A 26,816-nucleotide genomic window follows, 5' to 3' on the forward strand; every position below is an offset into this window, starting at 1 on the left:
CCGGGCGTCATATGAGGGGGACCGTCTCTCCCGGGGTCTCCGGCGACCAGGCGGCGAGCGGGGTGAACCCCCGGTGCCCGCACTCCCCGAAGACGGTCACCGGCGCGCCGCCGGACAGGGCGACCAGGCGCCAGAGACCCGGCCGGGACTGGGCGGCGGGCGTCAGGGGCAGGGCCTCGCGGCCGTCGGCGTCGGCGAGCTGCCAGCCGTACTCGGCGCGCGTCGGCACGACCCCGCTCAGCGTCACCGGCCAGGACTCCAGCCAGGGGTCCCCTGACAGCGCGCGGCCGTACGCGTCGAGCGCCGCGCCGACGGGTCCGCCCGCCGGCGGGGCGACGGGGCCCTCGACCGGGACGAACCGCTCTCCCGGCTCCGCCCGCACCTGGCCCGAGCCGGTGTGCGGGGTCAGCTCGCCGTCGAGCAGCGCGCCCACCGGGAGCGCGAGCCCGGGCGCGCGGCCCGCCGCGCCGTACGAGAGGAGGAGCGCCGTGCGGCCCGTCGTCGTGCCGTGCAGCCAGATCCGCCGGGTGGTCAGCCGGGCGTCGGCCGCGTCGTACTGCGCGAGGACCAGCCAGTGGTCGCGCACCGGGACGCCGTCGGCGGGGGAAGGGAGGCCCACCCGGGTCCGTACCGTCGTCGCGAACGGGGCGGGCAGCCGGTCCGCCGCCAGCCACGCCCGGTCGAGGAGATGCGTCAGCGCGCACTCCTCCAGGAGTCGCACGGGCCAGCCCGGCCCCGAGCCCGGTATCGCCCCCAGCTCCCGGACCCGCCCGGCCAGCCCCGGTGCCTGGGCGTCGACCATGCGGGCCGCCGTCTCCTCCCACAGCCCGTACCCCACCTGCCCGGCCGCCGCGAGGCCGCCGCGCAGCAGGTCGGCGAGCCGCTGCTCCAACTCCCGCGCGCCCGAGGTGATCCGGGCCGCCCTGCGCTCGGCCCTGCGGCGCGCCGCCTCGGGGTCCGCCGTCGACCCCGGGGCCGCGTCCCCCGCCGGCCGGCCCGCGCTCGCGGCCCTGCCGCGCCGCGAGGTGAGCCACCGCGCGGCCCAGTCGGGCGCGGGGGAGTCCTCGGCGGCGATGCCGTCCGCCGCCCGGAGCAGCAGCAGGCCCAGCGCGTGCTTGCAGGGGAACTTCCGGCTGGGGCAACCGCAGGAGTACGCGGGGCCCGTGGTGTCGACGACCGTCCGGTACGGCGTGCTCCCGCTGCCCTTGCACAGGCCCCAGACCGCGCCGTCGCCACAGCCGGTCTCCGACCACGGCCCGGCCGTGCCGAGCCTGCTCCCCGCTCTGCGTGACGCGTCGTCAACAGCCAGAGCCAGCACCTGTTCCGACGTCCAGCGCACCCCCATGGCATTCATGTCCTCGACGGTAGAGGTCGCCACTGACAACGCCGCCGACCCGGTGTTCCGCGAGCCGGAACGGCCGGTAAGCGATTTGACTTTACTCTCTCTTTACGATTCTCTGCGGCGACCGACGAATCGCACCACGCCGTCCAGGGGACCCCATGAAGCGCACTGTCCGCACCGCCGTCTCGGCCCTCGCCGTCACCGGCCTCGCCCTTGGCCTCGGGGCCTGCTCCGAGGCCGCCGAGAAGGCCGCCGACCAGGTCGACAAGTCGGTGAACGAGACCTACGAGGTCACGTACGAGGTCAGTGGCAAGAACCTCGAGTCGATCGACTACCACGCCGGTGGCGGCACGGCCATGGAGCCGAAGGTCGAGTCGGAGAAGAAGCCGTCCGCGCCGTGGAAGAAGACCGTGACGCTGAAGGGCATCATGCCGCCGGCCGTCATGCCGATCTCGCTCGACCCCGCCGACCTCACCTGCAAGGTCATCTACAAGGGCAAGGTCATCAAGGAGGCCAAGGCCGAGCAGGCGATGGCCGGCGGCTGCGTCGCCGTCTCCCCGGTCGTGGGCTGACCCCGGCCCTTCCCGGGCTGACCCCGGCCCTTCCCGGGCTGACCCCGGGCTGACCCCGGGCCGACCCCGGCCCTTCCCGGGCTGACCCCGGGCCTACCGGGCTGACTCTCCCTCACCTCTCCAACCGGCCCTGACCTGCGGTGACATCCGATTGTCAGTGGCATGGTGCACGGTGGATCGCACAGCAGGTCGAACGATCTGGAGGGGGATCCATGCCCGTGCCCGAAACCATCGCGAAGCCCGGTTCCGGTGTCGAGACGGACACCGGACCGGGACGGCCGCAGGCCACCGCCGAGGCCCTGCGGCCGCACGCGGAGCACGCCTTCGCCCATGAGCTCGCGGCCCTCGCCGCCGCCGACGACCGGCCCAGGCCCGCCCGCTGGCGCCTCTCGCCGTGGGCCGTCGCCACCTACCTCCTCGGCGGCACGCTCCCCGACGGGACCGTCGTCACGCCCAAGTACGTCGGACCGCGCCGCATCGTCGAAGTCGCCGTCACCACACTCGCCACCGACCGCGCACTGCTCCTGCTCGGCGTCCCCGGCACCGCCAAGACCTGGGTCTCCGAGCACCTCGCCGCCGCCGTCAGCGGCGACTCCACCCTCCTCGTCCAGGGCACCGCAGGCACCCCCGAGGAAGCCATCCGGTACGGCTGGAACTACGCCCGGCTCCTCGCCCACGGCCCCAGCGGGGACGCCCTCGTCCCCAGCCCCGTGATGCGCGCGATGTCCCACGGCACGACCGCCCGGATCGAGGAGCTCACCCGCATCCCCGCCGACGTGCAGGACACCCTCATCACCATCCTGTCCGAGAAGACCCTGCCCGTCCCCGAGCTGGGACAGGAGGTCCAGGCCGTCCCCGGCTTCAACCTGATCGCCACCGCCAACGACCGCGACCGGGGCGTCAACGAGCTCTCCAGCGCCCTGCGCCGCCGCTTCAACACCGTCGTGCTCCCGCTGCCCGCCACCCCCGAGGCCGAGGTCGACATCGTCACCCGCCGGGTCGAGCAGCTCGGGCGCTCCCTCGAACTGCCCGCGCTGCCCGCCGGCGTGGACGAGATCCGCAGGGTCGTCACCGTCTTCCGCGAGCTCCGGGACGGGGTGACCACCGACGGCCGGACACGGGTCAAGTCCCCCTCGGGGACGCTCTCCACGGCCGAGGCCATCTCCGTCGTCACCGGCGGACTCGCCCTCGCCGCCCACTTCGGCGACGGCGTCCTGCGCCCCGCCGACATCGCCGCCGGCATCCTCGGCGCGGTCGTCCGCGACCCGGCGGCCGACCGGGTCGTCTGGCAGGAGTACCTGGAGACCGTCGTCCGGGAGAGAGACGACTGGAAGGACTTCTACCGCGCCTGCCGCGAGGTGAGCGCATGACACCCACGACCACGGAGCCGGACGCGCCCGGCGCGTGCCGTGAGACGGAACCGGACCCCCGCCGGGCCGGGGGCGTGAGCGCGGGTGCCCGGCCGTCGGGCGGCCCTCTGCTGCTCGGGGTACGGCATCACGGACCCGGATCCGCTCGTGGGGTGCGGGCCGCCCTGGACGCGGCGCGGCCCGCCGCGGTGCTCGTCGAGGGGCCCGCCGAGGCCGACGCCCTCGTCGCGCTCGCCGCCGACCCGGACATGCGGCCCCCCGTCGCGCTGCTCGCCCACGCCGTGGACGACCCCGGGCGCGCCGCGTTCTGGCCGATGGCCGCGTTCTCGCCCGAGTGGGTCGCGATCCGCTGGGCCCTGGACCACGGCGCCGCCGTCCGCTTCATCGACGTCCCCGCCGCCCACACCCTCGCCGCCGCCGACCCCACGTGGAGCGACGAGGACGACGAGGACGCGGTCAGCGGGAGCGGCCTGCGGATCGACCCCGTCGCCGAACTCGCCAGGGCCGCCGGGTACGAGGACGCCGAGCGCTGGTGGGAGGACGTCGTCGAGCTGCGCGGGGACGGCGACCCCACCGCCCCCTTCGAGGCCCTCGCCGAGGCCATGGGCGCCCTGCGCGAGACGTACGGGCACGGCGGCCACCCCCGCGACCTGGTCCGCGAGGCCTCCATGCGGCTCCGGCTGCGCGCCGCCCGCAAGGAGTTCGGGGACTCCGTCGCCGTCGTCTGCGGCGCCTGGCACGTGCCCGCGCTCACCCGCAGGACCACCGTCGCCGCCGACAAGGCCCTCCTGAAGGGCCTGCCCCGCGCGAAGACCGAGCTGACCTGGGTCCCCTGGACCCACCGCAGACTCGCCCGCCGCTCCGGCTACGGCGCCGGAATCGACGCGCCCGGCTGGTACGCCCACCTCTTCGCCGCCCCCGACCGGCCCGTCGAGCGCTGGATGACCAAGGTCGCCGGCCTCCTCAGGGCCGAGGACCACCCCGTCTCCTCCGCCCACGTCATCGAGGCCGTCCGCCTCGCCGAGACCCTCGCCGCCCTGCGCGGCCGTCCCGCCCCCGGGCTCGACGAGACGACCGACGCCGTCCGCGCCGTGCTCTGCGAGGGCTCCGACGTGCCGCTCGACCTCGTCCGCGACCGGCTCGTCGTCGGCGATGTCCTCGGCGAGGTCCCGGCCGCCGCCCCCGCCGTCCCGCTCCAGCGCGACCTGACCCGCCGCCAGCGCACCCTGCGCCTCAAGCCCGAGGCCCAGGAGCGCGAGCTCGGGCTCGACCTCCGCAAGGAGACCGACGCCGAGCGCAGCCGCCTGCTGCACCGCCTGCGCCTCCTCGGCGTCCACTGGGGCGAGCCCGCCACCGGACGCGCCGGCACCGGCACCTTCCGGGAGACCTGGCGCCTGCGCTGGGAACCCGAGCTGCACGTCCAGGTCGCCGAGGCCGGTGTCTGGGGCACCACCGTCGAGGCCGCCGCCACCGCGAAGGCCGAGTCCCGCGCCCTCGCCGCGACCGCGCTGACCGACATCACCACCCTCGCCGAGCAGTGCCTCCTCGCCGGGCTGACCGACGCGCTGCCCGTCGTCATGCGGGCGCTCGCCGACCGGGCCGCGCTCGACACCGACGTCGCCCACCTCGCCGAGGCGCTCCCGGCCCTGGCCCGCTCCCTGCGCTACGGCGACGTCCGCGGCACCGGCACGGCCGCGCTCGGCGAGGTCGCCGCCGGGCTCGCCGAGCGGATCTGCGTCGGCCTGCCGCCCGCCTGCGCCGGACTCGACACGGACGCCGCCGCACAGATGCGGGACCGGCTCGACGCCGTTCACACCTCGATCGGCCTCCTCGCCGACCGCCCCACCACCGGGGTCCGGGCCGACCCCGTCGCGCCTCATGCCGCTGGGGACCGTCCCGATCTCCCCGATCTCGTCCGTCGTTGGGCCGGGGTGTTGCGGCGGCTTGCCGAGCGGGACCGGATACACGGGGGCATCCGGGGGCGGGCCGCGCGCCTGCTGCTCGACGAGGGGCGGATCGGGGAGGAAGGCGCCGCGACGCTCATGAGCCGCGCCCTCTCGCCCGGCACCCCGCCGGCCGACGCCGCCGCCTGGATCGACGGCTTCGTCGGCGGGGCCTCCGGCGGCGGCCTGCTCCTCGTCCACGACGAGCGCCTCCTCGGCCTGGTCGACGCCTGGCTGACGTCCGTACCGGACCAGGCCTTCGGCGGCGTCCTGCCGCTGCTGCGCCGCACCTTCTCCGCGTACGAGCCGGGCGTGCGCCGCACCCTCGGCGAGCTGGTCGCCCGGGGACCGCGTTCCGGCGGGCCGGGGCCCTCCGATCCCGGCACGCCCGGCTTCGCCCCCACCACCGACCCCGCACGGGCCGACGGCGTCCTGCCGCTGCTCCACCTCATCCTCGGAACGGAGGCCCTCGCATGACCACCACGCTCACCGACGACGAGCGGCTGCGGCGCTGGCGGCTGGTCCTGGGCGGCGGCGAAGCCGACGGCACCGGCCGGGCCCTCACCGGCACCGACGCCGCCATGGACGGAGCCCTCACCGCGCTCTACGACCGCAAGGCCCGGGACGGCGGCGACCGCTCGGGCGGGCTCGGCGCCTCCGCGCCCTCCGTGGCCCGCTGGCTCGGCGACATCCGCACCTACTTCCCGAGCTCCGTCGTCCAGGTCATGCAGCGCGACGCGATCGAGCGCCTCGGGCTCGCCACCCTCCTCCTGGAGCCGGAGATGCTGGAGGCCGTCGAGCCCGACGTGCACCTCGTCGGCACCCTGCTCTCCCTCGGCCGGGCCATGCCCGAGACGACCCGGGAGACCGCGCGGGCCGTCGTCCGCAAGGTCGTCGACGACCTGGAGGAGCGCCTCTCCGCCCGTACGCGCGCCACCCTCACCGGCGCGCTCGACCGCTCCGCCCGGATCAGCCGCCCCCGCCACCGCGACATCGACTGGGACCGCACGATCCGCGTCAACCTCAGGCACTACCAGCCCGAGCACCGCACCGTCGTCCCCGAGCGGCTCGTCGGCCACGGCCGCGCCTCCCGCGCGGTCAGGAAGGAGGTGGTGCTCTGCGTCGACCAGTCGGGTTCCATGGCGGCCTCCGTGGTCCACGCCGCCGTCTTCGGCGCGGTGCTCGCCTCCCTGCGGTCGCTCGCCACCCGCCTCGTCGTCTTCGACACCTCCGTCGTCGACCTCACCGAGCAGCTCGACGATCCGGTCGACGTCCTCTTCGGCACCCGGCTGGGCGGCGGCACCGACATCAACCGCGCCCTCGCCTACTGCCAGTCCCGGATCACCCGCCCGGCCGACACCGTCGTCGTCCTCGTCAGTGATCTGTACGAGGGGGGCATCCGCGACGAGATGGTGAAGAGGGTCGCGGCGATGAAGGCGTCCGGCGTCCAGTTCGTCGCGCTCCTCGCGCTCTCCGACGAGGGCGCCCCGGCCTACGACCGGGACCACGCGGCGGCGCTCGCCGCGCTCGGCGCCCCGGCCTTCGCCTGCACCCCCGACCTGTTCCCGGAGATCATGGCGGCCGCTCTGGAGCGGCGCCCCCTTCCGATACCCGAGGCCTGAGGGCCGATACCCGAGGCCTGAGGGCTGAGCGCTGAACGCTGAGGGCCGAGGGCGGGGCGCGAGGCCCGCGGGGTGCGGAATCCGTCGCCGCCGGACCACCCACACGGGTGCCCACGAGCCGACTGAGGCTCATATCACACTCGTCCCGAAACGCCCCTCACCTCGGCGTCCGGCGCGTCGTGAGAACCCCGAAGCCCAGTCCCCGCCTGCCGCGAGGGCCTCCCGGGGTCACCCCGTCACCCCTACGGAAAGCCCCCTGACCCGCACGGTCTGTGACCCGTATCACCGCTCTGTCGGTATCCGCGATTTAGGGACCCACGGCCCTCGGGGATAACCTGCGAGACGGACATGCCGCGTCCACGGACTCCGTGCACGCCTCCCTTGTGACAGCGCAGTCACGTTGCCCTTCGCGGCACGCCCACGCAGACAACGAACCGCGATCATCAGAAAAGGGACGGACGCGCGTGGACCTGTTCGAGTACCAGGCGAGGGACCTCTTCGCCAAGCACGGTGTACCGGTGCTGGCCGGTGAAGTCATCGACACGCCTGAGGCGGCGCGCGAGGCCACCGAGCGTCTTGGCGGCAAGTCGGTCGTCAAGGCGCAGGTGAAGGTCGGTGGCCGCGGCAAGGCCGGCGGCGTGAAGCTGGCGGCGAACCCGGACGAGGCCGTCGCCCGTGCGACGGACATCCTCGGGATGGACATCAAGGGCCACACGGTCCACAAGGTGATGATCGCCGAGCTGTCCCCGGAGATCGAGGCGGAGTACTACGTCTCGTACCTCCTCGACCGCACCAACCGCACCTTCCTCGCGATGGCGTCGGTGCAGGGCGGCATGGACATCGAGGAGGTCGCGGAGAAGACCCCCGAGGCCCTCGCGAAGGTCCCGGTCAACGCCGTCGACGGCGTCGACATCGAGAAGGCCCGCGAGATCGTGGCCCTGGCGAAGTTCCCGGCCGACGTGGCCGAGGGTGTCGCCGAGGCCCTGGTCACCCTGTGGAAGACCTTCGTCGCCGAGGACGCGCTCCTCGTCGAGGTCAACCCGCTGGTGAAGACCAAGGACGGCCGCATCCTGGCCCTGGACGGCAAGGTGTCTCTCGACGAGAACGCCGACTTCCGTCAGCCTGACCACGAGGCGCTCGAGGACAAGGCCGCAGCCAACCCGCTCGAGGCTGCCGCCAAGGCCAAGAACCTCAACTACGTCAAGCTCGAGGGCGAGGTCGGCATCATCGGTAACGGTGCCGGTCTGGTCATGTCGACCCTGGACGTCGTCGCGTACGCCGGTGAGAACCACGGCGGCGTGAAGCCGGCCAACTTCCTCGACATCGGTGGCGGCGCCTCCGCCGAGGTCATGGCGAACGGCCTGGAGATCATCCTGGGCGACCCGGACGTCAAGTCCGTGTTCGTCAACGTCTTCGGTGGCATCACCGCCTGTGACGAGGTCGCCAACGGCATCGTCCAGGCCCTGGAGCTCCTCGCCTCCAAGGGCGAAGAGGTCACCAAGCCGCTGGTCGTGCGCCTCGACGGCAACAACGCGGAGCTGGGTCGCAAGATCCTGTCGGACGCGAACCACCCGCTCGTGCAGCGCGTGGACACCATGGACGGCGCGGCCGACAAGGCCGCCGAGCTCGCGGCTGCGAAGTAAGGGACGAGGTCAGAACACCATGGCTATCTTCCTGACCAAGGACAGCAAGGTCATCGTCCAGGGCATGACCGGTGCCACGGGCATGAAGCACACCAAGCTCATGCTGGGTGACGGCACCAACATCGTCGGTGGCGTGAACCCGCGCAAGGCCGGCACGACCGTTGACTTCGACGGCACCGAGGTCCCGGTCTTCGGCTCCGTCGCCGAGGCGATGAAGGAGACCGGCGCCAACGTCTCGGTCCTCTTCGTCCCGCCGGCGTTCGCGAAGGCCGCCGTGGTCGAGGCGATCGACGCCGAGATCCCGCTGGCCGTCGTGATCACCGAGGGCATCGCCGTCCACGACTCCGCCGCCTTCTGGGCGTACGCGCAGGCCAAGGGCAACAAGACCCGCATCATCGGCCCGAACTGCCCCGGTCTCATCACCCCGGGCCAGTCCAACGCCGGCATCATCCCGGGCGACATCACGAAGCCGGGCCGCATCGGCCTGGTCTCGAAGTCCGGCACGCTGACGTACCAGATGATGTACGAGCTCCGTGACATCGGCTTCTCGTCCGCCGTCGGCATCGGTGGCGACCCGGTCATCGGCACCACGCACATCGACGCCCTCGCGGCGTTCGAGGCGGACCCCGACACCGACCTGATCGTCATGATCGGCGAGATCGGCGGCGACGCCGAGGAGCGTGCGGCCGACTTCATCAAGGCCAACGTCACCAAGCCGGTCGTCGGCTACGTCGCGGGCTTCACCGCGCCCGAGGGCAAGACCATGGGCCACGCCGGCGCCATCGTCTCCGGCTCCTCCGGCACCGCCCAGGCGAAGAAGGAGGCCCTCGAGGCCGCCGGCGTCAAGGTCGGCAAGACGCCGACCGAGACCGCCAAGCTGGCGCGCGCCATCCTCGCGGGCTGAACGGGCTGAAACGCACAGCAGCCTGACGGGCAGCACACGAGTGGGCCCCGCCCCTCCCGGGAGACCGGGTGGGGGCGGGGCCCACTCGCGTTCGTGGCGCGTGGGGCGGGGCCCACGCGCGTACGGTGCGCGGGCCGGGGCCCGCGGCGTACGGTGCGGCGGCTATTCGACCGCCGGGATCAGGCGTTCCGGGCCCGGGTTGGGTCCGGAGCGGAGCTTGTCGCGGAGCTCCAGGTCCTCCGGGCCGAGCTTCTGCGGGCCGCCGCGCACGGGCACCCCGTTGACGGTCTCGCCTGGGGCGTTCACCGGGATGTAGCGGGTCGGCGCGGTCGCCACCGTGAACCCGGTGACCACGATCAGGGCCGCCGTCACCGCGAGCACCGCCCGCGTCCAGGTGCGGGCCCGGTGCTCGCTGCCCGACCGGATCGCCCGGGCCGCGGGCAGGGTCGCCGCCGGAGCCTCCGCGACCAGCGTGCTCAGCCGCCGGTGCAGGGCGTCCGGCTCGGCGAGCTCGGGGATCCGCTGCCCGAGGACCGTCCGGGCGTGCAGCAGCCGGTTCGCGGTGGCGGGGGTGCTCGCCTCCGTCTCGGCCGCCGTCTCCGGCAGGTCGAGGCCGAGCCCGTCGTAGAGCAGGACGGTCCGGCGGTACGGCGCCGGCAGTTCGAGGAGCGCGCCGAGCAGCGTCCGCCGGTTCGCCTCGGCCGGCGGGGCGTCGGGGTGCTTGTGGGCGCGGCGCAGCCGGTGCCAGGGGGAGAGGGCGTACTCGTACGCCGCAGCCCGCACCCAGCCCACCGGGTCCGCGTCCACGGCCACCTCGGGCCAGTGCTCCCAGGCGTGGTGGAAGGCCCGCTCGACGGACTCGCGGGAGAGGCCGCGGCGCCCGGTGAGCAGGTACGTCTGGTGGACGAGGCCGGGTGCGGCGTACGCGTACAGCGCGTCGAAGGCCTCTTCGGGGGTGAGGGCCGGTCCGGCGGGGGCCGGTTCCGCGGGGGCCTCGGTCGCCGCCGGTTTCAGCCGCTCCGGCGGCTTCGGGGGGCCTTTGCGGGCGGGACCCGCAGCGATGGCAGGGGCGGGGGAGGGGGCCCGCGGCGGCTTGGCAGCCCGCTTGACGGCGGCCTTGGGCCGGACGTTGGCGTAAGCGGACGGATGTGGCTGTGGCTGTGGCTGCGGCTGGGCCTGGGCCGGGCTCTGCGGCTGCGCCAAAGTCCGGGCTTGGTCCTGGCCCTGGCCCTGGCCTTGTTCCTGGCCTTGTTCCTGGTCCCGGTCCTGGTCCTGGTCCGGGCGGGGCTGGGTGTGGGCCGACCCGGCCCGGGTCTCCGGCCTTTCCGGAGCGGCCGGGCGCGGGTCCTCCGGCTCGGGGGCGCCGAGCAGCCTCGCGTACGCCTCGCGCTTGCGGCCGCGGGGAGCCGAGCGACCGGTCTCCCACGACCTGACCGTCGCCCTCGTGACGCCCATGGCCTCGGCGACCTGCTCCTCGCTCAGGGCGAGGGCCTCTCGCAACCTGCGCCGCTCCTTCGGAGTCGGCAGGGTGACGGAGGGTGCGGAATCCGCAGTGCTCCGGCTCATCGGCGTCGACCTCCCGCAGAGCTGCTGTGGGCGGAAAAGTACATAAACGTATATTGAGCGACACAACGGAGGTTTGCCTGTTACGCGGCAAAAGCGCGTGTCGTTGGCAGCATGACCCCGTGACCCATGTGACCGAGCACCCCCTGGTCCAGGGCGGCCGTTCCGCCGCGCTCGCCACCGCCTGCGTCCGGGGCGGGGTCGCCGCCGGACTCGGGCTCGGCGCCCTCGCGGTCCTGGTGATCGCGGCCTGGATCAGCTCCCCGTACCCCGACGGCGGCCCCGTCGGCGCCCTGCACGTCGCCGCCGGGATCTGGCTGCTCGCGCACGGCGCGGACCTGGTCCGTACGGACACGCTGTCCGGCCTGCACGCTCCCGTCGGGATCGTCCCGCTGCTCCTCGTCGCCCTGCCCGTCTGGCTCGTCCACCGGGCCGCCCGCGACACCCTCGACCCGGGGGGCGACACGAGCCGGCCGCGCCCCTCCCCGGGCGTCGCCGTCGCCGCCGTGGCCGGGGGATACCTGCTGGTCGCGGCCGGTGTCGTGGTCTACAGCGAGAGCGGCCCGCTCCCCGCCGACCTGGTCACGGCGGGAATCTGGCTGCCCGCCGTCGTCGTCTGCGCGGCCGCCGCCGGCGTCTGGACGGCGCTCGGCCGCCCGCTGCCCGGCCGGCGGCAGGCGGCCGTGGCCCTGCGCGCCGCGGGGCTCGGGACCCTGACGCTGCTCGGCGGCGGCGCGGTGGCCGCGGCGGTCTCGCTGGCCTGGCACGCGGGCCGGGCGCAGGCCTCGTTCGACGGTCTCGCGGGGGAGTGGTCCGGTCGGGTGACGGTCCTGCTGCTCGTCCTGGCGCTGTTGCCGAACATGGCCGTCTGGGGAGCCGCGTACGGCCTCGGGCCCGGCTTCACCCTCGGTACGGGCGCGCTCGCGACCCCGCTGGGCCTCGTCGGCGACCCGACCGTGCCGCCCTTCCCGCTCCTGGCCGCGCTGCCCGCCGAGGGGCGCGGCACCTGGGTCCACTGGGCGACCGCCGCGGTCCCTCTGGCCGCCGCCCTGGGCATGGGCCTGCGCGTGGGCCGTGCGGCGCGGCCCTGGACGGCCCGGGACGCGGCCCTGACGGCCCTCGGTGCGGCCTGGGGGTGCGGGGCGGCCGTCGCGGTCCTGGCGGGCGCGGCGGGCGGCCCGCTCGGCACGGGCCGGCTCTCGGGCTTCGGCCCGGTGTGGTGGCAGGCGGGCGCCGCCGCGGTGCTGTGGGGCGCGTGCGTGGCGCTCCCGGTGGCTCTGGGGGTACGGGCCTGGGGCCGCCGGATCCCGCGCTCCCAGCGGCCGCGGCGCGTGCCGGCGCCGGGGCCGGGCCGTGTGGCGGCGGCGGTGGCGGCTGCGGTCGGGGCCGTCGGCGCGGTGTTCGGCAGGCCCGCCGCGGCCTCGTCCGGCTCGGCGGAGGGCCGCCCGGAGGTCGTCACTCCCCAGGCCCCGACACTCCTGGAGCCCGGCGGCGGCGGGGACTCGGACTCCGGCAAGGGCCAGGTCCCGGGCGCCGAACGGTTCTCCGACAGCGGCCCGGTCACCGCCCCCGGCACGGGACCGGACACAGGACATGCTCCGGGCACGGGACCGGACACAGAACACGCTCCCGGCACGGGACCGGACAGAGGACGCGCCCCCGGCACCGGAAACGGCCTCGGCACCGGCCCCGCCACCGGCAAGGACCGGGCCACCACCACAGGCCCCGGGGGCCGGACCGCAGCCGAAACCCCCGCCGGCCCCCCGTACACCGGCCCCGACGTCTCCACCGGACCCGGCGGCGGTCCCCACCTCGCCGGCCCGCTCGCCGACCCCTTCGACGACCCCGGCTACGAGCCGTATGACTACCTCCCGGCGGCCTGGGAGCCCTCCGCTCCGCCGCCCCCCTCCGACTGACGCCGGGCGGCTACTCCCGTACCCCGAAGCCCGCGCGCAGCGGCTTCGGCAGGAGGTCGTTGCAGGCCAGCTCGCCCGCGTGGGTCAGGGCGTCGTCGCGGCACTCGTAGAAGTCGCGGTAGACGATCTGCATGGTGAAGCCCACCGCGACGATCATCAGCGCCAGGCTCGCCGCGACGAGACCGCTGATCGCCGCCGTCCGCATCGAGCGGAGCGGGGCGATCGCGGCGGACGCCCCCTGCCCCGACGGCCGGTCGGCCGCAGGGGCCGCCGGCTGACCCTGCGGCGGAGCCGTCCGCGCGGACGGGGACGCGGACGCGGACTGTGATGTCGGCGACAGTTCCCCGGCCGGCTTCGGCTTGGCGCGCAGCGAGCTGATCCCCCAGTAGAGACCGAGGGCGCCGAGCAGCAGCGCCAGCTCGGGGATCTCGAAGATCGCGAAGAAGAAGCCCCACATGCCCGCGAGGATCGCGTACCGCGCGCGTCGCTGCGCGGGGTCCGTCGGGTCCCAGCGGAGCCCCGGGCCGCGCCCGGGACCGCCCTGTCCAGGGCCGCCCTCCGGCCCGCCCTGGCCGCCGCCCCGGCGCTCCGGTCCCCGGCCGAAGCCGTCCTGGGACGGGCCCGGCTGGCGCGGGCTCCAGCGGCCGTCGGACGGCCCCGACGGGTCCGGGGTGCCGGACGGGTCGTCGTCCGAGCCCTCCGGTCGCCGCGGCTGCCACGGCTGATCCGGCCGGCCCTCGGGCGGCGGAGCGAACGGGTTGTTGTCGTCCGTGGACTGGCGTTCCGGCATCTGCTGAACGTCTTCCCTCTGTCGTCTCGACCACGGCCGCACCCGTGGTCTCCGCTGCTGTCTCGTGCTGTCTCGTGCTGTCACGTCTGCTGCTCGTCCGCCGAGCCGTCCCGCCGCCCGGACCCGGCCCCGGTCCCTGCCCGGTCCGGTGCGCATCCGGCGTCGGACCCTGACGCTACCGCCCTGGTCGGCCCCCGTCCCGTGGGGGCCGTCCCGTGTGCCGGTATCGTTGCTGACGTTCGAGCCATTCGTAGGGTTACCCGTATCGAGGGGCACGATTCGTTCGTACGACCGCACGAACTCCACGGAAAGAGTGACCACAGTGGCTGCCGCCCGCCTCGTCGTCCTGGTCTCCGGCTCCGGTACCAATCTGCAGGCCCTCCTCGACGCCATCGCCGCCGACCCCGAGGGGTACGGCGCGGAGATCGTCGCCGTCGGCGCCGACCGCGACTCCATCGTCGGTCTGGAGCGCGCCGAGCGCGCCGGACTGCCCACCTTCGTGTGCCGGGTGAAGGACCACGCGACCCGCGAGGAGTGGGACCGCGCGCTGACCGAGGCCACCGCCGCGTACGAACCGGACCTCGTCGTCTCGGCCGGATTCATGAAGATCGTCGGCAAGGAGTTCCTCGCCCGCTTCGGCGGCCGGGTCGTCAACACCCACCCGGCCTTGCTCCCCAGTTTTCCCGGTGCCCACGGGGTGCGTGACGCCCTCGCCTACGGGGCGAAGGTCACCGGGTGCACCGTCCACTTCGTCGACGACGGTGTCGACACCGGCCCGATCATCGCCCAGGGCGTGGTCGAGGTGCGGGACGAGGACGATGAAGCCGCTCTGCACGAGCGCATCAAGGAAGTCGAGCGCTCGCTGCTCGTCGACGTCGTGGGGCGTCTCGCCCGGCACGGCTACCGCATTGAGGGACGAAAGGTTCATGTCGGTGAACACGGACACCGTTAAGCCCATCCGCCGCGCGCTGGTCAGCGTCTACGACAAGACGGGGCTCGAGGAGCTGGCCCGCGGTCTGCACGAGGCCGGTGTCGAGCTCGTCTCCACCGGCTCCACCGCCGGGAAGATCGCCGCCGCCGGGGTCCCCGTCACCAAGGTCGAGGAGCTGACCGGCTTCCCCGAGTGCCTCGACGGTCGGGTCAAGACGCTCCACCCGCGCGTGCACGCCGGCATCCTCGCCGACCTGCGCCTGGAGTCGCACCGCGAGCAGCTCGCCGAGCTCGGTGTGGAGCCCTTCGACCTCGTCGTCGTGAACCTCTACCCGTTCCGCGAGACGGTCGCCTCCGGCGCCACTCCGGACGAGTGCGTCGAGCAGATCGACATCGGCGGCCCGTCGATGGTCCGCGCCGCGGCCAAGAACCACCCGTCGGTCGCGATCGTCACCAGCCCCGAGCGGTACGCCGACGTGCTCGCCGCCGTCCAGGCCGGCGGCTTCGACCTGACCGCCCGCAAGCGGCTCGCGGCCGAGGCCTTCCAGCACACCGCCGCGTACGACGTGGCCGTGGCCTCCTGGTTCGCCGACGACTACGCGGCCGCCGACGACAGCGGCTTCCCCGACTTCCTGGGTGCCACGTACGAGCGCAAGAACGTCCTGCGCTACGGCGAGAACCCGCACCAGGGCGCCGCGCTCTACGTCGACGGCACGGGCGGCCTCGCCGAGGCCGAGCAGCTGCACGGCAAGGAGATGTCGTACAACAACTTCACGGACACCGACGCCGCGCGCCGGGCCGCGTACGACCACACCGAGCCCTGCGTCGCGATCATCAAGCACGCCAACCCGTGCGGCATCGCGATCGGCGCCGACGTCGCCGAGGCCCACCGCAAGGCGCACGCCTGCGACCCGCTGTCCGCGTTCGGCGGCGTCATCGCCGTCAACCGCCCGGTCTCCGTCGCGATGGCCGAGCAGGTCGCGGAGATCTTCACCGAGGTCATCGTGGCCCCCGGCTACGAGGACGGCGCGGTCGAGATCCTCGCCAAGAAGAAGAACATCCGCGTCCTGAAGGCCGAGGGCGCCCCGGCCAACCCGGTCGAGGTCAAGCCGATCGACGGCGGCGCCCTCCTCCAGGTCACCGACCGCCTCCAGGCCGAGGGCGACGACCCGGCCGCCTGGACCCTCGCCACCGGCGAGGCGCTCTCCGCCGAGGAGCTCGCCGAGCTCGCCTTCGCCTGGAAGGCCTGCCGCGCGGTGAAGTCCAACGCGATCCTGCTCGCCAAGGACGGCGCCTCGGTCGGCGTCGGCATGGGCCAGGTCAACCGCGTCGACTCCGCGAAGCTGGCCGTCGAGCGGGCGGGCGAGGAGCGGGCGCGCGGCTCCTACGCCGCCTCTGACGCCTTCTTCCCCTTCCCCGACGGCCTGGAGATCCTCACGGCGGCCGGCGTGAAGGCGGTCGTGCAGCCGGGCGGCTCGATGCGCGACGAGCTCGTCGTCGAGGCGGCGAAGAAGGCCGGCGTGACGATGTACTTCACGGGCACGCGCCACTTCTTCCACTGACACGCAGGCGTCTCCCCTGACGCACGCGACATGAGCGGGGCGGCCCGCCGGTACCCACGGGGTACCGGCGGGCCGCCCCGCTCGACCGTGGATCGGTGATCGGCGGATCCGCCGATCGGGTGGACTCTGGTCTAATGGGTTGCTCTTTTGTCGGCCGCCGGTAGTGGGGGACGTGGTGTTGGACGTACTGAACAGGCCCGCTGCGGAGTCCACCGACGCGGAGCCGTCCGACGGTCTCTCCCCGGCCCCGATACGCCCGTACCTGATCCTCGCGGGCGTCCTGTGCGCCCTGTACTTCCTGTACTCCTGGGTCCAGTACGCGCAGTTCCGCACGCCCTCCTGGGACCTCGGGATCTTCGGGCAGTCGGTCCGGGCGTACGCCGAGTTCCGGGCCCCCGTCGTCGACATCAAGGGCCCCGGCTTCCCCATACTCGGCGACCACTTCAGCCCCGTCACCGCGCTGCTCGCGCCGCTCTACTGGATCTGGCCCTCGCCGGTCTCCCTGCTCTTCGGGCAGGCCGCGCTCTTCGCCGCCTCCGCCGTCGTCGTCGGCCGCACCACCCAACAGATCCTGGGCAGCCGGGCCGCCGGCATCGGACTGACCGTCGCGTACGGGCTGTCCTGGGGGCTCCAGGAGGCCGTCAAGTCCGACTTCCACGAGATCGCCTTCGCCGTCCCGCTGCTCGCCCTGACCTGCCGGGCCCTGCTCCTCGGGCGCTGGACCGCGGCCGCCGCCTGGTCCGCCCCGCTCGTCCTCGTCAAGGAGGACATGGGCCTCACCGTCGCCATGGTCGGCGCGGTCCTCTTCCTGAAGGGGCAGAAGAAGCTGGGCGCGGCCCTGGCGGGCTTCGGCACGGCCGCCTTCGCGCTGACGGTCCTCGTCCTGATCCCGGCGGCGAGCGCGCTCGGCCAGTACGACTACTGGTCCAAGATCGAGAAGACGGGTCAGGGCGCCGACACCTCCTTCGGCCAGGTCGTCGCCGACGCCCTCGGCTCCGGCGAGCGGTGGGAGATGGTGTTCTACCTGCTCGCGATCACCGGCTTCCTCGCCCTGCGCTCCCCGCTGGTCCTGCTCGTCCTGCCGACCCTGGGCTGGCGCTTCCTCTCCCAGGACCCCAACCACTGGGGCATGCACTGGCACTACAGCGCGATCCTGATGCCGGTGGTCTTCCTGGCCCTCGTGGACGGCGTCCGCTCGGTCCGCACCTCGCCGCGCGCCTGGCTCGCCTCGTACGGGAAGGTCGCCGTCCCGGTCGCCACGGCCGTCGCGCTCGTCCTCGCGGCGAACCTGCCGCTGCGGGAGCTGACGAAGGCGGAGACGTACCGGACGGACACCCGGACCCAGGAGGCGCAGGCGGCGGTCGACGCGGTGCCGGAGGGGGTGAGCGTCGAGGCGGACGTCTCGCTCCTGGCCCACCTCACGGCGGACCACCGGGTCTACTGGGTCGGCACGTCTAAGGGGGCCACCCCGGACTATCTCGCCTTCGACCTGCGCGGATGGGGGCAGCAGGTGTCGGATCCGGCGCAGCTGGCTTCGCAACTGCATCCGGAGGCGCGGTACGAGATCACGTACCGCTCGGACGGCTTCGCGGTCCTGAAGCGGCAGTGAACCGCGGCGGTGAACGGCGGCGGTGAACGGCGGCGGTGAACGGCGGCGGTGAACGGCGGCGGTGAACGGCGGCGGTGAACGGCGGCGGTGAACCGCGGCGGTGAACACGAGTGAGGGGCGGGATCCCGTACGGATCCCGCCCCTCACTCACGTCATGCGGTTCAGTACTGCTGCTTGTTCCGGTTGAACCAGGCCGAGGCGTCCGACTTCGCGTAGAAGACGATGATCAGGATGCCGAGGGCGAGGCTGACCAGGGCGAAGACGTTGCCACCGAGCAGGTTGACGAGGCTGCCCAGGGTCGAGAGCGAGCCGTAGACGATCGCCGAGATGCGGATGCCGTTGCCACCGGTGGCGGACTTCACGGCCATCATGATCGCCCACACGCCGAAGGCGACGAAGATGATGCCGAAGACCACGAACACGCCCGTGACCGCGGCCGCGGCGCCGTCCGTGTTCTCGAACTCGGACGAGTTCGAGAGCTGGTCGGCGAACCAGCCGCCGGCGAGGGCCATGATGATGCCGATCAGGACCTGGAGGACGCCGAGGATCCAGAGGATCACGCGCGCGGCCTTCACACCCCCGGGCATCACCATCGCCGCGCCGGGGTAGCCGCCGCCGTACGGGGAGACCGGCGGGGCCGCCGGGTAGCCGTAGCCCTGCTGCGGCACGCCCTGCGGGGCCTGCTGCGGGTACCCGTAGCCGGGCTGCTGCCCGGGCTGCTGGCCCTGTCCCTGCGGCTGGCCGTAGGGGTTGTTCGGGTCGCCGAAGCTCATCGCGGGATTCCTCCGTGAATTTCTCTGTGCGGGGACGACGCGGCCCGCGCGGAGGACGTTCACGGCATTTGAGCGGATTCCCCCCGGCACTTTCCGCGGTACTACGCGGATCATCGTCGTCGCAATGGCGAGTTCTTGTCCAGTCGATAGGTCATGGAGTTGTGCAGATGCAACCTGTCGTTCCACTTCGCCGGCCGCTCCACGGGAGCGAATTGGAACAAGGCGGGGTTCATCCGGGAGGATGTCTCCATGAGCGCCCAGATTCTCGATGGCAAGGCCACCGCAGCCGCGATCAAGTCCGATCTGACCGTCCGTGTGGCGGCCCTCAAGGAGAAGGGCATCACGCCCGGCCTCGGCACGGTCCTGGTCGGTGACGACGCGGCCAGCCAGAAGTACGTCGCCGGAAAGCACCGCGACTGCGCGGAGGTCGGCCTCGCCTCCATCCAGCGCACCCTGCCGGGCACCGCCACCCAGGAGGAGATCGAAGCGGTCGTCCGGGAGCTCAACGAGGACCCGGAGTGCACCGGTTACATCGTCCAGCTGCCGCTGCCCAAGGGCATCGACGAGAACCGCATCCTGGAGCTGATGGACCCGTCCAAGGACGCGGACGGTCTGCACCCGACCAACCTCGGCCGGCTCGTCCTCAACGAGCCCGCCCCGCTGCCCTGCACGCCGAACGGCGTCATCACCCTGCTCCGCCGCCACGGCGTGGAGATCAACGGCGCCGAGGTCGTGGTCGTCGGCCGCGGTGTCACCATCGGGCGCCCGATGCCGCTGCTGCTGACCCGCCGCTCCGAGAACGCCACCGTGACCCAGTGCCACACCGGCACCCGGGACCTCGCGGCCCACCTGCGCAACGCCGACATCATCGTCGCGGCGGCCGGCGTGCCGCACCTCATCCGGCCCGAGGACGTGAAGCCGGGCGCGGCCGTCCTCGACGTCGGCGTCTCGCGCAACGGCGAGGGCAAGATCGTCGGCGACGTCCACCCCGGTGTCGCCGAGGTGGCCGGCTGGATCTCCCCGAACCCCGGCGGCGTGGGCCCGATGACCCGTGCCCAGCTCCTCGTCAACGTCGTCGAGGCCGCCGAGCGCGCGGCCGCGGCGCTCTGACGTGACCTCCGGGACCCCGGAGGCGCCCGGGACCCCGGACGGGGCGGCGCCCGCGGACGACAAGGGTGCCGCGGAGGCCGGGACGAAGGGCGGGCCGCGGCGGCGGCCGCCCACCGTCACCACCGACACCGTGCGCCCCGAGGGCGGCGGCCGGGCGGCCCCCGGTGACGCCCCGGCACCCGCGCGTCAGTGGCCGCTGCTCACCGTCCTCGTGCTCGCCGGGCTCGGCCTGGTCGTGGTGGGGACGGATCCGTTCCCCCAGGCCTTCCGGGTGGGGGCGATCCTGGTGGGGGCGGCGCTCCTCACGGGTGCGGCGATGCGCCGGGTGCTGCCGTCCGTCGGCATGCTGGCCGTCCGCTCCCGCTTCACGGACGTGATCACGTACGGGGTGATGGGTGGCCTGATCGTGCTGCTCGCGCTCATGGTCCAGCCGCATCCCTGGCTGCGGATCCCGTTCCTGGAGGACGTACTCCACCTCACGGTGACGTAGCCGGCGATCCGTGGGGCGCGGCGCCCACCCTCTCCCCCGTGGGAGGGCGGGCGCCGTCCCGATCAAGGGTCATGTACGTGCCAACGCTGGTTCAAGGTCCGTCGGTGCGCTGTGGCACGGAAGTGACCATTCCGCTACGTCGCCTCCGCATCCGGGACGCGCGGCCTCCCAGGAACTGCCATCCTTCGGTGAGGCGGAATCGGCAGGGGAGAAGGGGGTGCGCATGCCTGGCTGGAAGTTGCTGCCGGACGAACTCGACGCGGACATTCGCGCGTTCACGGAAGAGCTGCGGCGCCTGCTCGACCACAGCGGCCTCGACGTCGCGGCCGTCTCCGAGCGGACCGGGCGCGAACGGGCGGTGTGGGACGCGTATCTGGACGCGCGCCGACCCGTGCCCAGCACCGCCGTCGTGGACTTCGCCGAACTGACCGGCGCCGACACCGGGGACCTGGCGACCCGGTGGGACCGCGCCGGGCGCGCCTGGGTCGCGGCCCGTACGGCCCCTGGGAGCGACGAGGGGCCCGAGGCCCGTGACGTACGCGGGGCTCGTGACGTACCCGAGTCGCGTGCGGTACGTGAGGCTCCCGAGGTCGCTCGTGAGGTTCCGGAGGCCGGCCAGGAGGTTCCGGAAGTCGGCCAGGAGGCCCGGCAGGAGGCCGGTCAGGAAGCCCGGCAGGTCTCCCGTCCTCCTGGCGACGACCGCACCCTGCAGATCCGGCGGATCGACCCGGACCGCGCCCCCCGCCCTGCCGACCCCGTGCAGCCTCCCGCACAGGCCAGCCCGGCCAGCCCGGACCGTCCGGCCAGCCCGGTCAGCCCGGTCAGCCCGACTCGTCCGACCCGCTCCCGGGCCGTGCTCCTCTCCGTGGCCGGGATCCTCGCCGCCCTGCTCGTCGCCGCCGCCCTCCTCCTCGTCGACCTCGGCGGCACGGGCGGCGCCGACGCCCCCGCGGCCGCCCCGCCCGCCACCACGACCCCGCCCCCGACCAAGCGCGCCCACCTCCCCCAGGGGGTGACATGCGCGGGCGCCGACTGCGCAGGACAGGACGCGGAGGCCACGGGGTGCGGCGGCGACCTCGCCACCACCGTCGCGAGCACCCGCGTCGGCTCCGCCCTGGTCGAGCTCCGGTACAGCGACACCTGCGCGGCCGCCTGGGCCCGGATCACCGGGGCCGCCCCCGGGGACACGGTCACCGTGGAGGTCGCGGGCGCCGACCGGGGCGCCACAGTCACCGTGGGGGACGGCTCCGCCCCGGCCGGCACGGACGCGTACACGCCGATGCTCGCCGCCGCGTCGGGCGCCGACGCGCGGGCCTGCGGCACGCTCGCGGACGGCCGCGAGGGCTGCACCGCCCGGCCGTAGCCGACGGCGGAGCACACCCCCGGGGGGCCTCCCGGACGGGTGGCAGTGAGCCGGACCACAAGGGGGTGGGGATTGGCGGGGGTCCGGGTCGGATAGCCTGACCGCTGGATATCTCTTCATGTCGAGACACCGATCGATCAAGAGAGCTATCCCGCACCAGGGGCAGGGACCCCCACCGCCAGCTGTCTTACGGAGATCGCCATGACCCGCACTCCCGTGAATGTCACCGTGACCGGCGCGGCCGGCCAGATCGGCTACGCGCTGCTCTTCCGCATCGCCTCCGGCCACCTGCTCGGCGCGGACGTGCCGGTCAAGCTTCGCCTCCTCGAGATCCCCCAGGGCGTGAAGGCCGCCGAGGGCACCGCCATGGAGCTCGACGACTGCGCGTTCCCGCTGCTCAAGGGCATCGACATCTTCGACGACCCGAACAAGGGCTTCGAGGGTGCCAACATCGGCCTGCTCGTCGGCGCCCGTCCGCGTGGCCCGGGCATGGAGCGCGGCGACCTGCTCGCCGCCAACGGCGGCATCTTCAAGCCGCAGGGCGAGGCCATCGCCGCGCACGCCGCGGACGACATCAAGGTCCTGGTCGTCGGCAACCCGGCCAACACCAACGCCCTGATCGCCCAGTCCGCCGCCAAGGGCGTCCCGGCCGAGCGCTTCACCGCGATGACCCGCCTGGACCACAACCGCGCGCTGACGCAGCTGGCCCAGAAGACCAAGTCCTCGGTCACGGACATCAAGCGCCTCACCATCTGGGGCAACCACTCCGCGACCCAGTACCCGGACATCTTCCACGCGGAGATCGCCGGCAAGAACGCCGCCGAGGTCGTCAACGACGAGGCGTGGCTGGCCGAGACCTTCATCCCGACCGTCGCCAAGCGCGGCGCCGCGATCATCGACGCCCGTGGCGCGTCCTCCGCGGCCTCCGCCGCCAACGCCGCCATCGACCACGTCTACACCTGGGTCAACGGCACCGCCGAGGGCGACTGGACCTCCATGGGCATCCCGTCCGACGGCTCCTACGGCGTCCCGGAGGGCCTGATCTCCTCCTTCCCGGTCACCTGCAAGGACGGCAAGTACGAGATCGTCCAGGGCCTGGACATCAACGAGTTCTCCCGCGCCCGCATCGACGCGTCGGTCAAGGAGCTCTCCGAGGAGCGCGACGCGGTTCGCGAGCTCGGCCTCATCTGAAGCTGATCCCAGCTCCACAGACCCGGCGCCCCCGGACCGTACGACCGACCGTACGGCCCGGGGGCGCCGTTTTCTCCACGCCCTGGCGGGGACTCACAAGGCGGAGGTGGCCAGGAGTTCCGCGGCCGTCGCCGACACCCCGGCCAGCGCCCTCCGCAGGAGCCCGTCCCCGAAGGTGATCCTCGTGGCCCCCAGGCCCCCGAGTTCCGGGAACGACGGGCCGCCCGGCAGGGCCAGCGCGTTGAGCGGGAGGTCGCCGAGGGCGGCGCGGAGGGCCGGCAGGTCGGCGGGCGGGGCCATGATCGGGTAGACGCAGTCCGCGCCCACCGCCGCGTACCGCCGTGCCCGGGCGATCGCCGCCTCCAGGGGTCCGGGCGCCCGGCGCACGTACACGTCCACGCGCGCGTTGAGGAAGAGATCGGGGCCGGCCGCGGCCCGTACCTCCGCCAGCCACTCCGCGTGCGCCTCCGGGTCCTTGAGGGCCCGGCCGGGGCCGCTGTCCTCCAGGTTGACGCCGACCGCCCCGGACTCCCGTACGCGCTCGACCAGTTCGGCCGCCGGAAGGCCGTACCCGTCCTCCAGGTCCGCCGTGACCGGTACGGAGACGGACCGGACGATCCTCGCCACGGCGGCGAACATCTCCGCCGGCGGGGTCGCCCCGTCCTCGTACCCGAGCGACGCGGCGATCCCGGCGCTCGGTGTGGCGAGCGCCGGATACCCGGCCTCCTCGAACGCGCGGGCGCTCGCCGCGTCCCACGGGCCGGGCAGCACCAGCGGGCCGTCCGCGGGCCGCCCCCGGTGGAGGGCCCGCAGCTCCGCGGCGCTCACGCGGGGCGCGGGGTGTAGTGGCCGGGCGTCATCCGGGTGGTGACGCCGATCCGGTTCCACGCGTTGATCGTGACGATCGCGGCGATGACCCGGGCGAGCTCGGTCTCGTCGAAGTGCGCGGCGGCCTTCGCGTACACCTCGTCGGGCACGAATCCGTCGGTGAGGACGGTGACCGCCTCGGTGAGCGCGAGCGCCGCGAGCTCCCGCTCGGTGTAGAAGTGCCGGGACTCCTCCCACGCGGGGAGCTGCACGATCCGCTCGATGCTCTCGCCCTCCGCCAGCGCGTCCTTGCTGTGCATGTCGACGCAGAACGCGCAGCGGTTGATCTGCGAGGCCCGCAGCTTGATCAGGTGGTACAGGGTCGGGTCGATGTCCTTCGCGGCCGCCGTCTCCAGCCTGATCATCGCCCGGTAGAACTCGGGGACGCGCTCGGCGAAGGGGAGGCGGGGGGCGTGCTCGTGCGCGTACGCGGTCTGCTCGGTCGATTCCGTCGTCGTCATGTCCGTGGTCGTCATGCGTCCACCGTACGAAGCGGATGGCGCAGCTGTATGGTCCATTTCCATGGCGAGCGACTGGGCCACTTTCGGGGCCGACCTCCATCTGGAACTCCGCGGCACCCGGCTCCGCGCCGGCCTCATGGACGCGCTGCGGGAGGCGGTCCGCAGCGGGCGCCTGGAGGCCGGCACCCGCCTGCCGTCCTCCCGCTCGCTCGCCGCCGACCTCGGCATGGCCCGCAACACCGTCGCCGACGCCTACGCCGAACTGGTCGCCGAGGGCTGGCTCACCGCCCGGCAGGGCTCCGGGACGCGCGTCGCCCGCCGGACCGCGCCCCGCACCCCGGTGCCCTCCGCCCCGTCCTCCGCCCCGCCGTCCCCTCCGTCGGCCGGCACGGGCCGGCGCCGGCCTGCCGCGCCCGTGCACAACCTCAACTCGGGCACCCCCGACCTCGCCTCCTTCCCGCGCGCCGACTGGCTCAAGGCGTACCGCCGGGCGCTCACCGACGCCCCCAACGAGGCCTTCGGGTACGGCGATCCGCACGGCCGGACCGAACTGCGCACCGCGCTGGCCGAGTACCTCGCCCGCGCCCGGGGCGTGCACGCCCGGCCCGAGCGGATCGTGATCTGCGCGGGCTTCGTGCACGGCCTGATGCTCATCGGCCAGGTGCTGCGGGCCCGGGGCGTGCGGGACGTGGCCGTCGAGTCGTACGGGCTCGATCTCCACGACGGCCTCCTGCGCCGGGCCGGACTCGGCACGCCCGCCCTGGGCTTCGACGAACGCGGCACGAGGACCGAGGAGCTGGCCGGCCTCGAAGGGTGCGGGGCCGTCCTGATGACCGCCGCCCACCAGTACCCGCTGGGCGGCGCCCTGCCCCCGGACCGGCGGGCGGCGGTCGTCGACTGGGCGCGCGCCTCCGGCGGCTTCGTCCTGGAGGACGACTACGACGGGGAGTTCCGCTACGACCGGCAGCCCGTGGGGGCGCTCCAGGGCCTCGACCCCGAGCGCGTCGTCTACCTGGGCACCGCGAGCAAGTCCCTCGCCCCCGGGCTGCGCCTCGCCTGGATGGTCCTGCCGCGGGACCTGGCCGTGGAGGTGGCGGAGGCGAAGGGGGCGGTGGACTGGTCGTCGAGCGCGCCGGACCAGCTGGCGTTCGCCGAGTTCCTGCGCTCGGGGGCGTACGACCGGCACGTACGGGCGATGCGGCTGCGCTACCGGCGCCGCCGCGACCAGCTGGTGGCGGCCGTCGCCGCACACTCGCCGGAGACCCGGGTCAGCGGCATCGCGGCCGGCCTACACGCCGTCCTGGCCCTCCCGCCCGGCACCGAGCAGGCCACGCTGCGCGCCGCCGCCTGGCGCGGCCTCGCCGTCCAGGGCGTCAACCAGTTCCGCCGCCCCACGGTGCCGCCCACCCTCGACGGCCTCGTCGTCGGCTACGCCACACCCCCGGACAGCGGCTGGCAGGGCGCGCTCGGCGCCTTGTGCGGGGTGCTCCCGTAGGGGCTGTCCGTGTCGGCCGGGCCGCCCGCATCCTCACGCCGACGTCTCCGGCGCCGGGTTCCGGCTGGGCTCCGGGGCCGGGGCCTCGCCGAAGCGGGCCAGGGTCAGGGAGCCTGCCACCGCCACGGCGAAACCGGTGATCGCCAGCCAGCCGAGCCCCTCCCGGGTGCTGTCCCCCAGCCAGGTCACGCCGACGATCGCGGGTCCGACCGTCTCGCCGAGCACCGCGCCCGCCGTCGCCGTGGTCACCGAACCGCGCTGGAGCGCCGAGGTCAGCAGCAGGAACGCGGCCCCGCCGCCGACGATCAGCGCGTACCAGACGGGGTCGGCGAAGTCGATGCCGTCGATCAGCCGGACCGCCACCTCCACCACCCCGAAGCCGATGCCCGCCCCGAGGCCGAGGATCAGCGCCCGGGGCTTCTCCGGCAGCCGGCCCGCCGCCAAGCCGACCAGCAGGACCCCGAAGGAGATCCCCAGGAGCACCCAGTCCAGCGCCTCGGAGGGCTCCCGGTGGCCCTCCTTGCCGGAGGCGAGCGCCAGCATCGCGAGCCCCAGGCAGACGACGGCCACGGCCGCCCACTCCACCCGGCTCAGCCGCACCCGCAGCACCCGGGAGGCGATGACCGCCGTGACCGCCAGGCTCGCGGCCAGGGCCGCGCCCACCACGTAGATGGGCAGCGTCCGCAGCGCCACGATCTGCAGGACGAAGCCGAGACCGTCCATCCCGAGGCCGGCGAGATAGCGCCACTGCCGCAGGGCCCGCCACATCAGCGCGACGTCGACGCCGCTGCCCGTCCCCGGCTCGGCGGCGCGGGCAGCCATCGCCTGGAGGACCGAGGCCGCGCCGAAGCAGACGGACGAGGCGAGCGCACAAATCATCCCGAGGAGCACGAAACGACTCTAGGGCCCTTCCGGACCGTGAGGCCGGAAATCACCGGCCTACACTGTGCGGTCGCGACGGGTCGCGAGGCGGTCGTGACGGTGAAGGGAGGCGAGGGACATGCGCAGGCTGAGGTCGAGCACGGTCGTGCTCGGCGGGATGGGTGTGCTCGCGGCGACGATCACCGCGTGCGGTTCCGAACCGGACAAGCGGTGCGTGGACCCGCTGACCCGGGAGGAACTGCCGAGCTACGAGTGCCGGAGCGGCGGCGGCAGCGACGACGACGACAACGGCTCCACCCACCGCGGTTCGTACTACTACGGTGGTTCCGTCCGCGACAAGCGCGTCAGCGGCGGCAGCTTCGACAAGACCGCCGTCGACACCGGCGGCTTCGGGTGCTCCGGCACCGGCGGCGGCTGA

23 protein-coding genes are annotated in these 26,816 nt (G+C 74.0%); 16 read left to right on the forward strand and 7 right to left on the reverse strand.

The genetic code is table 11. The features are described 5' to 3' along the window. Positions 1-7: 7 nt before the first annotated feature. On the reverse strand, positions 8-1,354 hold the full coding sequence (locus ACN9MM_RS24025) for an SWIM zinc finger family protein (protein ID WP_426365639.1): 1,347 nt from the start codon (positions 1,352-1,354) through the stop codon (positions 8-10). Between the two features lie 146 nt (positions 1,355-1,500). On the opposite strand from ACN9MM_RS24025, the gene ACN9MM_RS24030 reads away from it, so the two are divergent. From ACN9MM_RS24030 to sucD, 6 genes are all read left to right on the forward strand, one after another. Then, positions 1,501-1,914 (forward strand): hypothetical protein, encoded by a 414-nt coding sequence (locus ACN9MM_RS24030; protein ID WP_426365640.1) that lies wholly within the window; start codon positions 1,501-1,503, stop codon positions 1,912-1,914. A gap of 212 nt (positions 1,915-2,126) precedes the next feature. Further along, positions 2,127-3,284, forward strand: coding sequence for an ATP-binding protein (locus ACN9MM_RS24035; RefSeq protein ID WP_426365642.1), 1,158 nt, complete (start codon positions 2,127-2,129; stop codon positions 3,282-3,284). Continuing rightward, complete coding sequence (locus ACN9MM_RS24040) at positions 3,281-5,704, forward strand: DUF5682 family protein (RefSeq protein ID WP_426365643.1); 2,424 nt, start codon at positions 3,281-3,283, stop codon at positions 5,702-5,704. The genes ACN9MM_RS24035 and ACN9MM_RS24040 overlap by 4 nt, the downstream gene beginning before the upstream one ends. Continuing rightward, a complete protein-coding gene (locus ACN9MM_RS24045; protein ID WP_426365645.1) occupies positions 5,701-6,849 on the forward strand; it encodes a VWA domain-containing protein in 1,149 nt (382 codons plus the stop codon). Before ACN9MM_RS24040 ends, ACN9MM_RS24045 begins: the two co-directional genes overlap by 4 nt. A gap of 464 nt (positions 6,850-7,313) precedes the next feature. Continuing rightward, positions 7,314-8,492 carry an ADP-forming succinate--CoA ligase subunit beta gene (gene sucC, locus ACN9MM_RS24050; protein ID WP_033210588.1) on the forward strand — a complete coding sequence of 393 codons (1,179 nt, stop codon included), beginning with the start codon at positions 7,314-7,316 and terminating at the stop codon, positions 8,490-8,492. Positions 8,493-8,511: 19 nt separating this feature from the next. After that, complete coding sequence (sucD, locus tag ACN9MM_RS24055; RefSeq protein ID WP_015035673.1) at positions 8,512-9,396, forward strand: succinate--CoA ligase subunit alpha; 885 nt, start codon at positions 8,512-8,514, stop codon at positions 9,394-9,396. A gap of 162 nt (positions 9,397-9,558) precedes the next feature. On the opposite strand, the gene ACN9MM_RS24060 is transcribed toward sucD, so the two are convergent. Further along, on the reverse strand, positions 9,559-10,962 hold the full coding sequence (locus ACN9MM_RS24060; protein ID WP_426365648.1) for a helix-turn-helix domain-containing protein: 1,404 nt from the start codon (positions 10,960-10,962) through the stop codon (positions 9,559-9,561). Between the two features lie 119 nt (positions 10,963-11,081). Between ACN9MM_RS24060 and ACN9MM_RS24065 the strand changes: the two genes are divergently transcribed. Beyond that, positions 11,082-12,875, forward strand: a complete 1,794-nt coding sequence (locus ACN9MM_RS24065) for a DUF6350 family protein (protein ID WP_426365649.1) — start codon at positions 11,082-11,084, stop codon at positions 12,873-12,875. Between the two features lie 10 nt (positions 12,876-12,885). On the opposite strand, the gene ACN9MM_RS24070 is transcribed toward ACN9MM_RS24065, so the two are convergent. Beyond that, a complete protein-coding gene (locus ACN9MM_RS24070; RefSeq protein WP_426365651.1) occupies positions 12,886-13,665 on the reverse strand; it encodes a hypothetical protein in 780 nt (259 codons plus the stop codon). Between the two features lie 322 nt (positions 13,666-13,987). Here ACN9MM_RS24070 and purN point away from each other — a divergent pair, with 322 nt between their 5' ends. The 3 genes from purN (at position 13,988) to ACN9MM_RS24085 (ending at position 17,766) form a co-directional block, all read left to right on the forward strand. Continuing rightward, positions 13,988-14,617 carry a phosphoribosylglycinamide formyltransferase gene (gene purN, locus ACN9MM_RS24075; protein WP_426368811.1) on the forward strand — a complete coding sequence of 210 codons (630 nt, stop codon included), beginning with the start codon at positions 13,988-13,990 and terminating at the stop codon, positions 14,615-14,617. Further along, positions 14,592-16,157 (forward strand): bifunctional phosphoribosylaminoimidazolecarboxamide formyltransferase/IMP cyclohydrolase, encoded by a 1,566-nt coding sequence (gene purH, locus ACN9MM_RS24080; protein ID WP_426365652.1) that lies wholly within the window; start codon positions 14,592-14,594, stop codon positions 16,155-16,157. The genes purN and purH overlap by 26 nt, the downstream gene beginning before the upstream one ends. 175 nt (positions 16,158-16,332) lie before the next feature. Further along, complete coding sequence (locus tag ACN9MM_RS24085) at positions 16,333-17,766, forward strand: DUF2079 domain-containing protein (protein ID WP_426365653.1); 1,434 nt, start codon at positions 16,333-16,335, stop codon at positions 17,764-17,766. A gap of 161 nt (positions 17,767-17,927) precedes the next feature. Here the strand turns inward: ACN9MM_RS24085 and ACN9MM_RS24090 are convergent, their stop codons facing one another. Next, positions 17,928-18,539 carry a hypothetical protein gene (locus ACN9MM_RS24090; protein ID WP_426365654.1) on the reverse strand — a complete coding sequence of 204 codons (612 nt, stop codon included), beginning with the start codon at positions 18,537-18,539 and terminating at the stop codon, positions 17,928-17,930. A gap of 249 nt (positions 18,540-18,788) precedes the next feature. Between ACN9MM_RS24090 and ACN9MM_RS24095 the strand changes: the two genes are divergently transcribed. The 4 genes from ACN9MM_RS24095 (at position 18,789) to ACN9MM_RS24110 (ending at position 22,693) form a co-directional block, all read left to right on the forward strand. Continuing rightward, positions 18,789-19,649, forward strand: a complete 861-nt coding sequence (locus tag ACN9MM_RS24095; RefSeq protein WP_382862661.1) for a bifunctional methylenetetrahydrofolate dehydrogenase/methenyltetrahydrofolate cyclohydrolase — start codon at positions 18,789-18,791, stop codon at positions 19,647-19,649. Position 19,650: 1 nt separating this feature from the next. Next, positions 19,651-20,139, forward strand: coding sequence for a DUF3017 domain-containing protein (locus tag ACN9MM_RS24100; RefSeq protein ID WP_426365655.1), 489 nt, complete (start codon positions 19,651-19,653; stop codon positions 20,137-20,139). Between the two features lie 223 nt (positions 20,140-20,362). Further along, entirely contained in the window at positions 20,363-21,502 is a 1,140-nt protein-coding gene (locus tag ACN9MM_RS24105) for a DUF2690 domain-containing protein (protein WP_426365656.1), read from the forward strand. Between the two features lie 201 nt (positions 21,503-21,703). Continuing rightward, positions 21,704-22,693: a malate dehydrogenase gene (locus ACN9MM_RS24110; protein ID WP_426365657.1), complete on the forward strand. Its 990-nt coding sequence runs from the start codon at positions 21,704-21,706 to the stop codon at positions 22,691-22,693. A gap of 93 nt (positions 22,694-22,786) precedes the next feature. On the opposite strand, the gene ACN9MM_RS24115 is transcribed toward ACN9MM_RS24110, so the two are convergent. Further along, positions 22,787-23,521, reverse strand: coding sequence for an isocitrate lyase/PEP mutase family protein (locus ACN9MM_RS24115; protein WP_426365659.1), 735 nt, complete (start codon positions 23,519-23,521; stop codon positions 22,787-22,789). After that, entirely contained in the window at positions 23,518-24,036 is a 519-nt protein-coding gene (locus ACN9MM_RS24120; RefSeq protein WP_426365660.1) for a carboxymuconolactone decarboxylase family protein, read from the reverse strand. Before ACN9MM_RS24120 ends, ACN9MM_RS24115 begins: the two co-directional genes overlap by 4 nt. A gap of 46 nt (positions 24,037-24,082) precedes the next feature. Between ACN9MM_RS24120 and ACN9MM_RS24125 the strand changes: the two genes are divergently transcribed. Next, a complete protein-coding gene (locus tag ACN9MM_RS24125; RefSeq protein ID WP_426365661.1) occupies positions 24,083-25,516 on the forward strand; it encodes a PLP-dependent aminotransferase family protein in 1,434 nt (477 codons plus the stop codon). A 33-nt stretch (positions 25,517-25,549) separates the two neighbouring features. Here the strand turns inward: ACN9MM_RS24125 and ACN9MM_RS24130 are convergent, their stop codons facing one another. Then, the gene (locus ACN9MM_RS24130; protein ID WP_426365662.1) at positions 25,550-26,395 is read right to left on the reverse strand and encodes a hypothetical protein; all 846 of its coding nucleotides are present in this window, start codon (positions 26,393-26,395) and stop codon (positions 25,550-25,552) included. Positions 26,396-26,516: 121 nt separating this feature from the next. Here ACN9MM_RS24130 and ACN9MM_RS24135 point away from each other — a divergent pair, with 121 nt between their 5' ends. Further along, positions 26,517-26,816: a hypothetical protein gene (locus ACN9MM_RS24135; RefSeq protein ID WP_426365664.1), complete on the forward strand. Its 300-nt coding sequence runs from the start codon at positions 26,517-26,519 to the stop codon at positions 26,814-26,816.

The organism is Streptomyces sp. E-08, from assembly GCF_049913095.1.
Taxonomy (GTDB): domain Bacteria; phylum Actinomycetota; class Actinomycetes; order Streptomycetales; family Streptomycetaceae; genus Streptomyces.

Coding starts and splice junctions, on each gene's coding strand:
- ACN9MM_RS24025 (WP_426365639.1), bottom strand. CDS start 1,354: ATGAATGCCATGGGGGTGCGCTGGACGTCGGAACAGGTGCTGGCTCTG.
- ACN9MM_RS24030 (WP_426365640.1), top strand. CDS start 1,501: ATGAAGCGCACTGTCCGCACCGCCGTCTCGGCCCTCGCCGTCACCGGC.
- ACN9MM_RS24035 (WP_426365642.1), top strand. CDS start 2,127: ATGCCCGTGCCCGAAACCATCGCGAAGCCCGGTTCCGGTGTCGAGACG.
- ACN9MM_RS24040 (WP_426365643.1), top strand. CDS start 3,281: ATGACACCCACGACCACGGAGCCGGACGCGCCCGGCGCGTGCCGTGAG.
- ACN9MM_RS24045 (WP_426365645.1), top strand. CDS start 5,701: ATGACCACCACGCTCACCGACGACGAGCGGCTGCGGCGCTGGCGGCTG.
- sucD (WP_015035673.1), top strand. CDS start 8,512: ATGGCTATCTTCCTGACCAAGGACAGCAAGGTCATCGTCCAGGGCATG.
- ACN9MM_RS24060 (WP_426365648.1), bottom strand. CDS start 10,962: ATGAGCCGGAGCACTGCGGATTCCGCACCCTCCGTCACCCTGCCGACT.
- ACN9MM_RS24070 (WP_426365651.1), bottom strand. CDS start 13,665: ATGCCGGAACGCCAGTCCACGGACGACAACAACCCGTTCGCTCCGCCG.
- purH (WP_426365652.1), top strand. CDS start 14,592: ATGTCGGTGAACACGGACACCGTTAAGCCCATCCGCCGCGCGCTGGTC.
- ACN9MM_RS24090 (WP_426365654.1), bottom strand. CDS start 18,539: ATGAGCTTCGGCGACCCGAACAACCCCTACGGCCAGCCGCAGGGACAG.
- ACN9MM_RS24095 (WP_382862661.1), top strand. CDS start 18,789: ATGAGCGCCCAGATTCTCGATGGCAAGGCCACCGCAGCCGCGATCAAG.
- ACN9MM_RS24105 (WP_426365656.1), top strand. CDS start 20,363: ATGCCTGGCTGGAAGTTGCTGCCGGACGAACTCGACGCGGACATTCGC.
- ACN9MM_RS24110 (WP_426365657.1), top strand. CDS start 21,704: ATGACCCGCACTCCCGTGAATGTCACCGTGACCGGCGCGGCCGGCCAG.
- ACN9MM_RS24120 (WP_426365660.1), bottom strand. CDS start 24,036: ATGACGACCACGGACATGACGACGACGGAATCGACCGAGCAGACCGCG.
- ACN9MM_RS24125 (WP_426365661.1), top strand. CDS start 24,083: ATGGCGAGCGACTGGGCCACTTTCGGGGCCGACCTCCATCTGGAACTC.
- ACN9MM_RS24130 (WP_426365662.1), bottom strand. CDS start 26,395: ATGATTTGTGCGCTCGCCTCGTCCGTCTGCTTCGGCGCGGCCTCGGTC.
- ACN9MM_RS24135 (WP_426365664.1), top strand. CDS start 26,517: ATGCGCAGGCTGAGGTCGAGCACGGTCGTGCTCGGCGGGATGGGTGTG.